Here is a 12,475-nt window from a genome sequence, read left to right as displayed (position 1 = left end):
CGGATAAAGAAGGCGGGATGCGTCGCTTGATTGCCAGAGCGATGCCCTGGTTATCTGGCCTGCCGATTGATGGCAGGTGTGGTCTGGCCAATCGTGCAGGTGACGGACCTTGCCCCGGCTGCCCCCAACTGTGGTAATTGCTGCAGGAGCGCTTCCGCTTTTTCCGGGTTTCCGGCAAGCTGGCAATTGCGTACCCGCGCCAGGGCCAGATAGGCGATCGCATGCAAGCTGGTCCCGGCAAGCGCGGGGGAACTGAGGCCGGAGGCAAATCCCAGATCCGGCACGCGCCAGTCCGGGCCATAAAATTCAGCGAGATATGTCTCTGCGGGATCGGGGATATGGAAAGTGTACCCGCCCAGCCGCTCTTTCCGGAGCAGGAAGGAGGTATGCCGCCACTGGATGTCGCCTGACAGGTGGGAAAAGCCGCATACCGTGCCGGCTGGCGTCCGGTCGAATACGAAAATGTCGGCAGCGATCCCGTCAACGGCAAGGCCGACATAGCGGTCGCCGGGGCGGGCTGAATGGGGGAGAAGTAGTGCCGGATGGGCCCGTATGAAATCGACAGGGTCCTTGCCGCCATTCTCGCCGCGCATGAGACCAATATCCACGTCGCGATCATGTGGCAGAAGTCCGCCGGACCGGACGAGGCCAAGCAATGTTCCGGCAACCGGGAAAGGCCTGAACCCGCCCGTCTCAAGCAGGGAGCAGAGTTTAAGAAGCACGTTCATCGCGCGTTCCGGTTCAAAGGCGGAATTGCCAGATGATCGCGGCGCGCCTGGCGCCTGCGGGAGGGCCAGATAGTGATGCTGCGCGGCGGCTTCAAACTGCCCGAGCGAATAGTGAGTGCCGGCGATCAGCATATGGGCTAGCGCCGGATCATCAAAGTTGCAGAAGTGCTCATGGAGCAGCTGCAGTGCCTGCTGGCTTCGGCTGGCGCAAACGAGCGCGCGGACGGTTTGCCGGATTCGCCTGGATGACGGGATGCCGGCCTGGCAAAGAGACAGGAGAATATCTGCTGCCTGATCAATGGCACAGCGCCTTTCCGCCTCGTTAGGCGTCAGATCGGCGATCGACTGCCAGGATGTCCAGGCGGATGGATCGAGCGAGACTGCCTGCCTGAAGGTTGAAAGGGCACAATCGCGCTCACCGCGCGCGTGCAGGCAGAGGCCAAGGCCGTGCAACGCCACAACATTGCAGGGATCAATTCCCAGAATTGACTCAAATTCCGAACAGGCTGCATCCGTCTCACCGCGCCTGAAAAGCGCGTCAGCGCGGGCGATGTCTCTGTCATGGAACTCAGGCATGACCAAGGTCTCACGGATGAGGTGTGACAACGATACGGGACGGCAATTCGCGCCAACCCCTACAAGAAAACATTAAACCATAAGGGGTAACAAAAAACAATAATAAGTGGTAGGAGCGTTCCGGCGCTTCGAGAGGGTGCGGAGAAGGACACGTCGCGCGACGCGTGCAATGGATTGGTCGTCCGGGTGGGGTGAGAGCGCTAGGCGAGTGCCTGCAAGGACGGCACCTGAAGTATTTGGAGACGGCAGGCCATGAGTGATTATGATGGCGCAGCTGTGCTGGAGGCCATCCGTGCCATTCAGGCAACGACAACTGGAAAGGACGCGATCGAACGTCTTGCCAGGTTCAGTGAACCGTATGGATTCAGTCGGGTCTATCTCGGTCAGCTTGTCAATCCGCTCAATGTTCCGCTCAAGGATATTCTATACCTGTCGAACTGGCCCGAAGAATTGAAGGCGAGGCGGCTCAGCCGTCTCGCCATCCTTCATGATCCGATCGCGCTTTGCGCGATCAAGTCGAAACGTCCGTTCAGCTGGGCTGAGGCGCATGCGCATGCATCACGGATCGGGCGCATGGTCGTCGACATGGTGCATGATTATGGCATCACGGATGGCATGATGTTTCCGATGCACGCGCTTGACAGCATATCGGGCGGCGTTTCGCTCGGCGGCGACAAGATGCCGGATTTGTCGCGAACCCACATCGCTGAACTCGAGATCGTCTGCCAGACAGCCTATTACCATCTGGAAGAGCTTATGGGGCCGTTTCCCTACCAGAAGCTGGCGGAACTATCGCCACGCGAAGCCGAATGCGTTCAGTTCGCAGCAGCGGGCAAGTCAAACTGGGAGATCGCGCATATTCTGGGGATCAGGGAAGACACCGTGAAGAAAACGCTGCAGCGGGCCTGCCGGAAACTTGACGCTGTCAATCGCGCGCACCTGGTCTCCTCGGCCATCGCGCATGGCCAGATCTTTCCCTGACAAGCCCCCGAATGTGGACATGACGGCAAGTCGGTCCCGACCCATCCTCCACTCACAATCAGGTGCGGCAGGAGGCTCCATGTTCAAGATCATCACGCCAGACAATCGCGACGCGCACCGCGACCTCATCCATGCGATGCATGAGATGCGCTATCGGATCGTCGTTGAAGAATGGGGTTGGCATATCCCCGGTATCCGGAAGGGATATGACAAGGACCAGTTCGATATCGACGCGACGGTCTACGTCCTGGTGCTTTCCAGCGATGGCGACATTCTGGCATCGTCCCGGATCAATCCGACGACCCGCCCACACATGATGAGCGAACTCTTTGCCGATTATTGCGACCTCCAGCCCTATCCGGTCGGCGAAGACATTTGGGAATGTTCCCGCTTCGTGACGGACCGCAAGCGAATGCGGGACCCGGTCGAGGATTTCCGGACAAGGTGCCGCCTGGGGCTGGGACTCACCGTCTGGTGCCTCGATCACGGGGTTTCGCGCCTCAGCTGGCTCACACACCAGAAGTTCTACAATCTCGTCCAGCGGGTCTGGTCGACCGAGCCGCTCGGGCTTCCGCGAAGGGATGGGGATGACTGGGCCTGGATCCCGGCCGTATCCCAAATCGACAAGGAAACACTCGACCGCCAGATGGACCGGTACCGGGACGCAGAAACAATTGTTGCAGAGTACCTTGCACCGAAGTTCAGGGCCTCGGCATGACACATGATCGATCCGATGCGGTTTCCGCCGATGATACCCGGGCGTTTGAACGCGATGGTGTCGTCTGTTTGAGGAATGTCCTAACCCCGGACGAAGTCGAACATCTCCGGATGGCTGTAAAAAAGCAGATGGACCAGCTGGGAGAGTCGGCGACGGGTTATGATTTCGAAGCGCTCGCCCAGCAAATCTGGGACAGGTCAGGGCCAGTAGAGGCCGGCGCAGCGAACCGCTTCGACATGCAGGCGGTGAAAGATCTGGTGCGTGGCGATGCGACCGCACGGCCGCTCATGGAAGAGGCCGAAGCAAATGAAGGCGGGCTTTTCTTCTATGATGTCGCGGCCTGGCGGTGGGACCAAGGCATACGGAAAGTTGCGTTCGACTCGGTTCTGCCGGGGATCGCGGCAGAGCTGCTTGGAGCGAACTATCTCAATTTCTGGGAAGACACGACCTTCGTGAAGGCGCCACACACGCGGCAGAAGACCGCCTTCCATCAGGATCTTGCCTATTTCCAGATCGAGGGCGAGCAGTGTGTCATCGTCTGGATTCCGCTCGATCCGGCGAACCGCGAGAACGGAACAATGCAATATGTTCGCGGGTCCCACAAATGGGGTGAGACCTACGCGCCTAATGTGTTTGTCTCGCAAACGCCCATCCGGTCGTCGCCACATCCGAAATGTCTGGATATAGAAGGCGAGCAGGCAGCATACGATATCGTCTCATTTCAGGTCGAACCCGGTGACGTCATCATCCATCACGTCATGACGCTACACGGATCGGGAGGGAATCGGTCTGACCACTGGCGGCGGGCGATGTCGTTCCGTTATTGCGGGGACGAAGTCCGTTATTTCGACCGGCCCGGGGCGATACCGCAAGTTGGAGTGGCGCATGATCTTCGTGATGGCGACAAGCTGATTTCGGCGGACTATCCCATCGTCTGGCCAAGACCCTGGCCAAGCTTCTGCTTGTCCGAAGCCTATGACAACCTCAATCGCCCTGTCTGATATTGTGCATACGACCGGAATGCGAGCATTCTGCGGTTTCGCGGGAGGTGTTCCCATGCTGGCAGCGCCCGCGCCGCGCATATTCGTAGCGTAGCATTGCGGAAGTGGCGTTGCTTGGGTCAGGTCCGGCTGAGACGTATCTCTTTCAAAGTGCTTCCTCGGTAGCCGGCGAACCTTGAAAGATCAGATGCCGGTCTCGATCCGGTAGCCCGGAGCAAAGATCAGCCGGACGGAGGTAATCGCCTCCTGCTTGTTGCGGGTCGTGCGGTTAATGACAAACAATGCCTCGCCTTCCTTGCAGGAAAGCAATCCCGCTTCTGTCTTGCCGGCTGACATGGCGGAAAACATGATTTCACCTTCCGTAAACGGGACATGTGTGACGAGCCACTCATTCGGACTGATTTCGTTGAAGATCGATATTTCCTCCACCGAAACCCATTTCGGGTTCAGCCAGCGATCTTCGATCACATAGGGGCGGCCGTCAGCGGTATGTATACAGACGATATGTTGAGCGCGGGCGCGCCTGCCGAATTCCATGATATTGCAGACTTCAGTAGGTGGAAGGACTCGTTCAGAGCAGATCAGTTCATAGCCGTATTCATGTCCCTTATCTGCTATTTCCTGGCGTATGACGGGAATGTACATGGTCGCCTTGCGGACCGGGTGTGTCGCAACACGGGTGCCGGCCTTGCGGCGCCGGTCCAGCAGGCCTTCATCCGCCAGGTTCTGCAGGGCGCGGTTCACTGTTGCCCGGGCGCAACCGAATTCCTGGGCAAGATCCGCCTCGTTCGGGATGAGGTCGCCGGGTTTCCATTGCCGCGAATGAATTCGGGCCAGCACTTCCTCCTGGACTGACTGCCAGCTATTGAACGGCGTGTCTGTCATAGCGCGTCCCTGAGTTCACTCATTGTCCTGCGATATTTCTCCAAGATCTTGTCTCGGCCGACGTGGCGACCTTCTCTGACAAGGTGACGTCCGGCGGACCAGACATCCGTAACAAGACCATCATCGCCGGCGAAAACATAGCTATCCAGAAGCGTGTCACCTTCAAGCCCAGCCAGGCAGATGCTGTCAATGTCAAGCGCGAAAAGGTCTGCCAGAGCGCCTTCCTCTATCCGGCCGCTGTTGCGTCCGGCGGCCGTTGCGCCGCCTTTCGAAATGGCTTCGAAGAGCGTTCGCCCCGTCGAATGGCCGGACCGCGACAACACGGCGCGGGCATGGTCTCTCAGGCGCTGGGAGTATTCCAGGGCCCTCAATTCTTCTGCCAGAGAGATGCGAATGTTTGAATCCGAACCGATTGCAATTGGCCCGTCATGTTCGAGCCAGGTGTCTGCCTGAAATATCCCATCTCCGAGATTGGCCTCGGTAGAGGGGCAGACGCCTGCGACGGCCCCTGAGCCCGCCAGACGGATGGTTTCAGTTTTCTCCATCCGGGTGCAGTGAATGAGGCACCATCTGGGGCCGGCATTGCAATTGTCCAGGAACCAGGTGACCGGACGGGTACCATAGCGTTCCAGGACTTCGTCAACTTCTTCCTGCTGCTCCGCCAGGTGCATGTGGACCGGGCCGGAAGGCAGGAGCTGTTCGACCCGTGCTATGTCATTGTCAGCAACAGCCCGCAGGCTGTGAGGGGCTACGCCCAGCCTGCAATCCGCCGGAAGCCTTCCCAAGGCGCCCTGTGCCTTTTCGACAAGCCGCGCGAACCGGTCGAAAGTGTTGCCAAATCTGATCTGGCCCCGATCAAGGGGGCGCTTATCGCATCCTCCGTACTGGTAGAGCACAGGGAGCAGCGTAAGGCCGATGCCACTTGTCGTGGCCGCTGCCGCGATCCGTTCGGAAGTTTCCGCGAGGTTTTCGTATGGCGTCCCGTCAGGTTGGTGATGGAGATAGTGGAATTCGACACTTGCTGCATAACCAGCTTCGAGCATTTCCATCTGAACAAATGCTGCGATGTCTTCGATGTGACGAGGTGCCAGGCGTTCCAGGAACCGGAACATCAGTTTGCGCCACGTCCAGAAATTGTCCTTTCCATCAGGTCCGCGACCCTCGGTAAGTCCGGCCATGGTACGCTGGAAAGCATGCGAATGAACGTTGGCCGGGGAGGAGAGAAGCAGGCCGGTCCGGGTGCCTTCCGGGGGGTGCCCTGAGCGCACGGACAGGATGGTGCCCTCCGGGCTCGTTTCCACGCGGACCGCATCGGACCACCCATCCGACAGGAGCGCTTTTTTCGCCCAGATGACCGTCATTACATCTTTCCTAGTCTAATATTATGTATATACATATGCAGCAGACCGTACCCTCAGGCAACAGGAAATCATGTTACTGACGCACGCAAAGCTCGCGACGCTTGAAGGAAATGAGCCGTACGGACTCGTTCCGGATGGGGCCGTCTGGATGAAAGACGGGCGGTTGCGTTGGGTCGGAACGTGCGCGGATATTCCTGAAGCTGCCCGGAACGATGAGCGCCTGGATCTTGAAGGTCGCCTCGTCACGCCCGGTCTTGTGGATTGCCATACCCATATTGTGCATGCAGGGAATCGCTCCGCTGAATTCGAGGCGCGTCTGAACGGGGCATCCTATGAGGAAATTTCCCGGTCCGGAGGCGGCATCGTCTCGACCGTGGAGGCGACCCGGGCTGCAAGCGAGGAGGATCTTCTGAGGTCCGCCCTGACGCGTGTGGACGCCCTGATTGCGGAAGGGCTGACGACGCTCGAAATCAAGTCCGGCTATGGGCTGGACATCGAAACCGAGTTGAAGATGCTCCGAGTGGCGCGGAAGGTGGCAAGGGCGCGGCCGGTGCGGGTCCGAACCAGCTTCTTGGGAGCCCATACGCTGCCTCGCGAATATGCGGGGCGCCCGGACGATTACCTTTCGGATGTCTGCCTTCCGGCAATGGAAGGCGCAAAGGCCGAGGGTCTGGCCGATGCGGTGGACGGGTTCTGCGAGACCATTGCCTTTTCGCCGCAAAACATCCGGACAGTGTTCGAAAAGGCGCGATCTCTCGGCTTGCCCGTAAAACTGCACGCCGAGCAATTGTCCTGGCTAGGCGGGGCACGCCTTGCCGCAGAATATTCCGCGATTTCGTGTGACCATCTGGAATATGCAACGCTGGAAGATGCTGAGGCGATGGGACGCCGCGGGAGCGTGGCGGTCCTGCTTCCGGGCGCATTTTACTTCCTCCAGGAAACCCGGCTTCCGCCTGTTGCGGCATTCCGTGAGCATCACGTGCCCATGGCGATTGCGACGGACTGCAATCCCGGTTCCTCACCGATGACCTCGCTTCTGAGCGCGATGAACATGGCCTGCGTCCTGTTTCGTCTGACGCCTGAAGAAGCGCTGCGCGGCGTCACCCGGAATGGCGCGATGGCGCTTGGCCTGGAGGATGTCGGGCGCATGCATGCAGGGCAGTCTGCAGATCTCGCGGTCTGGGATGTGGAACATCCTGCGGAACTGTCCTGCCGGATCGGTTTCAATCCATTGTACAAGCGTATTTTTTGCGGAGAGGTCACATGATTGTCCTGGAACCTGGCGCCACGGGTCTGGCGGCGCTGGAAAATATCTGGCGCTCGGACGTGCCTGTCAGGCTGGCTGAGCGGGCCCGCAAGGATGTCGACCGGGCCGCAGTCGTGGTCGCGCGGGCAGCTGAAGGCGAGCAGGCGATTTATGGTGTGAACACCGGCTTTGGAAAACTTGCCAGCATCAAGATTGCACCGGCCGACACGGCCAGGCTGCAGCGCAACCTTGTCCTGTCCCATTGCTGTGGTGTTGGTGACCCGCTGGAGCCTGCCACCGTGAGGCTCATGATGGTGCTGAAACTCCTGTCGATCGGCCGCGGTGCGTCTGGTGTATCCTGGCAGGTCGCGGTGCTGATCGAGAGAATGGTCAGCGAAGGCGTCCTGCCCATCATACCCGAGCAGGGCTCTGTCGGGGCATCTGGTGATCTGGCGCCGCTGGCGCATATGGCGGCGGCGATGATGGGAGAGGGGGAAGTCTTCTTTCAGGGGCGCCGGATGCCGGCCAGGGTGGGCCTGGAGGCAGCGGGCCTGTCGCCCGTGGAATTCGGTGCCAAGGAAGGCCTGGGCCTGATCAATGGAACGCAGTTTTCAACGGCCTGCGCGCTTGCGGGATTGTTCGATGCCAAACGGAACCTGCTGCAATCCCTTGTTTCCTCCGCGCTCTCGACAGATGCGGTCATGGGGTCGACAGCGCCATTCCTTGCGGAAATACACGAGTTGCGGGGCCATCCCGGACAAAAGCGCGTTGCGCGGGCGATCCGTGACATCATTGAGGGGTCGGAAATCCGGGACAGCCATCGCGAAGGGGATGGACGGGTCCAGGATCCCTATTGCATCCGATGCCAGCCGCAGGTGACTGGCGCCGCGCTGGACCTTCTCGACATGGTGGGACGGACGCTGGAGATCGAAGCCAACGCCGTATCCGACAATCCGCTTGTCCTGGTCGAGCGGAACGAAATCGTTTCGGGCGGAAACTTCCATGCCGAACCGGTCGCGTTCGCGGCGGACATGATCGCATTGGCGATCGCCGAAATCGGCGCCATCGCGCAGCGGCGGATCGCAGTCATGGTCGACCCGGCCCTGTCCTTCCACTTGCCGCCATTCCTGACCCGGGCTCCCGGGCTGAATTCCGGCATGATGATCGCCGAGGTCACGTCAGCAGCTCTCATGAGCGAAAACAAGCACATCGCAAATCCGTGTTCGACCGATTCCACGCCCACTTCCGCAAACCAGGAGGACCACGTGTCCATGGCGGCCCATGGCGCGCGCCGGCTTGGCAGGATGAACCGGAATCTCAGCATGATCCTGTCGGTGGAATTTCTTTGCGCGGCGCAAAGCGTGGAGTTTCGCGAACCGCTGAGGACCAGCCCCGCATTGAGGGATGTTCTCGCTGCAATCCGGGCGAGGGTTCCGAGACTGGACGAAGACCGGTTTCTGGCGCCGGATCTTGCAGAAATGAATACCCTTGTGCGGGACGCAGCCCTGTCGCGGGCAGCAGGACTGCCCGAAAGTGTAGACGGGGTTGCTGCATGAGACCCGTCGATATCAAGTCCGGAGAGGGCGCGATCGTCCTTGGCGTTCCGCACAGCGGGACATACCTGCCGCCCGATATTTACGCAAACCTGCGGCCGCCGGCCCGTTCCCTTGCCGATACCGATTGGCATGCGGACAGGCTGTATGCTGATTTATTGCCGGATGCGACTGTCGTCAGGGCAAACTTTCACAGATACCTGATCGACGCGAACAGGGATCCGGACGGAAGCCCGCTCTATGACGGCGCGAACACGACCGACCTTGTTCCGATGACGGATTTTGACGGGAACGCAATCTGGGCGGAGGCGCCCGGGCGCACAGATATCGAAGCCCGTCTTGCAGCCTGGCACCATCCCTATCATGCCGCGCTGGCCGGGGAACTGGAGCGGGTGCATCGCAAGCATGGTCTCGCCGTCCTGGTGGACTGTCACTCGATCCGATCCCGGATCCCTTTCCTGTTCGATGGGGTGCTTCCGGACATCAATCTTGGTACCAATCTCGGAACTTCGTGCGACGAGCGCATTGCGGAAGCCGCCGTGAACGCGTGCCGGAACGGGAGGGATTACACATTTGTCCGCGACGGGCGGTTCCGGGGGGGGTGGACAACCCGCCATTATGGCCGCCCCGGCAAAGGGGTCCATGCGATCCAGATCGAACTGGCCCAGGCAAACTATCTCGCAAGCGAGTGTGTGCCATTTGAATATGACTCTGCGAAGGCGGAACGCCTGCGCAGTCATCTGAGAGGGATACTCAGAGCCATTGAAGATGCAACGACCGAAATGGGACAAAGCCATGAATAATAACCGGCACAATCAGCGCGATGTATTTCCGCCCACGGGAAAGGAGATCACCGCAAGAAGCTGGCAGACGGAAGCACCAATGCGCATGCTGATGAACAATCTTCATCCCGATGTGGCAGAAAACCCGCACGAACTTGTCGTCTATGGCGGGATTGGGCGGGCTGCCCGGACATGGAAGGATTTTGACCGCATTGTCGAGACGCTCCAGCGTCTTGAAGACAATGAAACGCTCCTTGTTCAGTCCGGCAAGCCTGTCGGCGTTTTCCGGACGCATGAGGACGCACCGCGCGTCTTGATCGCGAATTCGAACCTGGTGCCCCACTGGGCTAATTGGGATCATTTCAACGAACTGGACCGGAAGGGGCTGGCCATGTACGGCCAGATGACGGCTGGCTCGTGGATCTATATCGGGTCCCAGGGGATCGTGCAGGGTACGTACGAAACCTTCATGGAGGCGGGCCGCCAGCATTATGGCGGCGAGCTGTCGGGGCGCTGGATCCTGACGGGCGGTCTTGGAGGCATGGGGGGCGCCCAACCCCTGGCCGCGGTCATGGCGGGCGCCTCTTGCCTGGCTGTGGAATGCGATGAGACGCGTGTCGATTTTCGCCTGAGAACGGGGTATGTCGACCACAAGACTCATTCGCTCGATGAGGCGCTCGACCTGATTGCGAAATGGACAGCGGCCGGTGAAGCGAAGTCGGTCGGCCTGATTGGTAACGCCGCCGACATATTCCAGGAAATATTCGACCGCGGTGTCCGGCCGGACATGGTAACCGATCAGACCAGCGCGCATGATCCGGTTCATGGCTATCTGCCGCAGGGATGGAGTGTTGCCGAGTGGCGTGAACGTCAGGAAAGCGACCCGAAGGCCGTCGAACTTGCCGCACGTGCGAGTATGAAGGCACATGTGGAGGCCATGGTGAATTTCTGGGATGCCGGTGTCCCGACGTTCGACTATGGCAACAATATCCGGCAGGTCGCAAAGGAAGAGGGGCTTTCCACTGCATTCGACTTCCCCGGATTTGTACCTGCCTATATCCGGCCTCTCTTCTGCCGTGGCATCGGGCCCTTCCGCTGGTGCGCCCTGTCGGGGGATCCGGAAGATATCTACAAGACCGATGCGAAAGTTCGGGAACTTGTCAATGATCCGCACCTGCACAACTGGCTCGACATGGCGCGAAGCCGCATTTCGTTCCAGGGGCTGCCAGCGCGGATCTGCTGGGTCGGGCTTGGGGTCAGGCACAGACTAGGTCTTGCCTTCAACGAGATGGTGCGAAAGGGAGAATTGTCCGCCCCCATCGTTATCGGCCGCGACCATCTGGATTCCGGCTCTGTCGCGTCACCGAACCGGGAAACGGAAGGCATGCGGGATGGATCGGATGCTGTATCCGACTGGCCGCTTCTGAATGCGCTCCTCAATACCGCATCCGGGGCGACCTGGGTCTCGCTGCATCATGGCGGCGGTGTGGGCATGGGCTTTTCGCAACATGCGGGCATGGTGGTCTGTTGCGACGGCACGGAAAGCGCCGACCGGCGGATTGCCCGCGTCCTGTGGAACGACCCGGCGACCGGCGTGATGCGTCATGCCGATGCCGGTTACCAGTCCGCCCTCGACTGCGCGCGCGAGTATGAGCTGGACCTTCCTGGCATCCTGTAGGCAATCACTCTTGGCGGCCAGGTCGGGAAGCGGCATGCAAGGAGGGGCTGAACCGGCCCGGCAGGCCTGCCCGGTTCGGTCCCTCAACGACGGCGATGGATCGCCTTCAGCCCTTTCAGGCGGAGGCGACACGATCGAGAAATTCGTAGCGCGAACCTGGATACGTCATGCGGGCAAAGGAGACGACTCGCCGACGGCTCCATGTACGGCGCAACAGGACTAGGCAGGGTTCATCCTTGTTGATCCTCAGAAGTTTGCGCACGTCCGGTTCGGCTAGTACGGATTTGACCCTGTGCTCGAATTTCTGGAGCGGGGCATGTTTCATCAGATATTCGTTTGGCGTTGTCCGGCTGAAATCCACATCGCCATATCCTGGCAACAGGCATTGCGGCACGAAACGCTCTTCCAGCTGAAGGGGAGTCCCGTTCTCCATGTGGACAACGATCGAGTGGAATACCGGTGAGCCCGGGTCGATCTCCAGTTGTTGCGCAACGGCTCTAGAGGCCCGCTCTCTTGCATTCTGAACCATCACGGCTGAGTAGGCGCTGTTCCGTGAGCGGATCTCATCGGCAATGTTGTTGACCGCAATCAATTGCCCGCTCGACTGGGTTTCAGCGACAAATGTGCCCACACCTGCGATTCGGGTCACGACCCCTGAATCCTTGAGTTCCTTGATGGCGCGGTGAACGGTCATCCGGGCGACCTGAAATTCCGCTGCCAGATCCGTCTCGGACGGCAGGCGGTCATTCGGGCCCAGTTCACCGGTTTCGATCAGATCAGTGATATGCTGCTTGATCTGTTCATAGAGTGGGGCAGGTGACATCTGTATTATCCAGGTTCTTCAAAAGGGCCGGCTGATCGACGTCGGCGTGCGGGTAACAGGGAACACTTCGGGTGGCAGGCAGGAGCAAAGAATGTGACAAGTACAGCCTCCGCGGTGTCCAGTGCAGGTGTCCTTTCCATCCA

The 12,475-nt window shown here is 59.7% G+C and carries 11 protein-coding genes; 7 read left to right on the top strand and 4 right to left on the bottom strand.

Annotated elements, in window-relative coordinates; translation table 11 throughout:
- Positions 1–50: 50 nt before the first annotated feature.
- Positions 51–1,304 carry a M48 family metallopeptidase gene (locus HY17_RS13465; protein ID WP_034767357.1) on the bottom strand — a complete coding sequence of 418 codons (1,254 nt, stop codon included), beginning with the start codon at positions 1,302–1,304 and terminating at the stop codon, positions 51–53.
- Positions 1,305–1,556: 252 nt separating this feature from the next.
- Between HY17_RS13465 and HY17_RS13460 the strand changes: the two genes are divergently transcribed.
- The 3 genes from HY17_RS13460 (at position 1,557) to HY17_RS13450 (ending at position 4,004) form a co-directional block, all read left to right on the top strand.
- Positions 1,557–2,285 (top strand): helix-turn-helix transcriptional regulator, encoded by a 729-nt coding sequence (locus tag HY17_RS13460; RefSeq protein WP_034767355.1) that lies wholly within the window; start codon positions 1,557–1,559, stop codon positions 2,283–2,285.
- Between the two features lie 79 nt (positions 2,286–2,364).
- The gene (locus tag HY17_RS19530; RefSeq protein WP_051600097.1) at positions 2,365–3,003 is read left to right on the top strand and encodes an acyl-homoserine-lactone synthase; all 639 of its coding nucleotides are present in this window, start codon (positions 2,365–2,367) and stop codon (positions 3,001–3,003) included.
- The gene (locus tag HY17_RS13450; RefSeq protein ID WP_034767353.1) at positions 3,000–4,004 is read left to right on the top strand and encodes a phytanoyl-CoA dioxygenase family protein; all 1,005 of its coding nucleotides are present in this window, start codon (positions 3,000–3,002) and stop codon (positions 4,002–4,004) included. The genes HY17_RS19530 and HY17_RS13450 overlap by 4 nt, the downstream gene beginning before the upstream one ends.
- 183 nt (positions 4,005–4,187) lie before the next feature.
- On the opposite strand, the gene HY17_RS13445 is transcribed toward HY17_RS13450, so the two are convergent.
- Together HY17_RS13445 and HY17_RS13440 are read right to left on the bottom strand one after the other, a co-directional pair.
- Positions 4,188–4,889, bottom strand: coding sequence for a GntR family transcriptional regulator (locus HY17_RS13445; RefSeq protein WP_034767350.1), 702 nt, complete (start codon positions 4,887–4,889; stop codon positions 4,188–4,190).
- Positions 4,886–6,250, bottom strand: coding sequence for a formimidoylglutamate deiminase (locus HY17_RS13440; protein WP_034767347.1), 1,365 nt, complete (start codon positions 6,248–6,250; stop codon positions 4,886–4,888). Before HY17_RS13440 ends, HY17_RS13445 begins: the two co-directional genes overlap by 4 nt.
- A 70-nt stretch (positions 6,251–6,320) precedes the next feature.
- On the opposite strand from HY17_RS13440, the gene hutI reads away from it, so the two are divergent.
- Genes hutI through hutU form a run of 4 tightly spaced genes read left to right on the top strand, consistent with a single transcriptional unit; the run spans position 6,321 to position 11,509 of the window.
- Positions 6,321–7,517, top strand: a complete 1,197-nt coding sequence (gene hutI / locus HY17_RS13435) for an imidazolonepropionase (RefSeq protein ID WP_034767345.1) — start codon at positions 6,321–6,323, stop codon at positions 7,515–7,517.
- Entirely contained in the window at positions 7,514–9,052 is a 1,539-nt protein-coding gene (hutH, locus tag HY17_RS13430) for a histidine ammonia-lyase (protein ID WP_034767343.1), read from the top strand. The genes hutI and hutH overlap by 4 nt, the downstream gene beginning before the upstream one ends.
- Positions 9,049–9,852 carry an N-formylglutamate deformylase gene (gene hutG / locus HY17_RS13425; protein ID WP_034767341.1) on the top strand — a complete coding sequence of 268 codons (804 nt, stop codon included), beginning with the start codon at positions 9,049–9,051 and terminating at the stop codon, positions 9,850–9,852. The genes hutH and hutG overlap by 4 nt, the downstream gene beginning before the upstream one ends.
- Complete coding sequence (gene hutU, locus HY17_RS13420; RefSeq protein WP_034767338.1) at positions 9,845–11,509, top strand: urocanate hydratase; 1,665 nt, start codon at positions 9,845–9,847, stop codon at positions 11,507–11,509. The genes hutG and hutU overlap by 8 nt, the downstream gene beginning before the upstream one ends.
- 115 nt (positions 11,510–11,624) lie before the next feature.
- Here hutU and hutC read toward each other — a convergent pair whose 3' ends face one another.
- Positions 11,625–12,332, bottom strand: coding sequence for a histidine utilization repressor (hutC, locus tag HY17_RS13415; protein ID WP_034767335.1), 708 nt, complete (start codon positions 12,330–12,332; stop codon positions 11,625–11,627).
- Positions 12,333–12,475: the final 143 nt, after the last annotated feature.

Source organism: Hyphomonas sp. CY54-11-8 (assembly GCF_000682735.1).
In the GTDB taxonomy this organism is placed as follows: Bacteria; Pseudomonadota; Alphaproteobacteria; order Caulobacterales; family Hyphomonadaceae; genus Hyphomonas.
The sequence above is the reverse complement of the archived record's forward strand: the minus strand, read 5'-3'. Positions and strand labels throughout refer to the sequence as shown.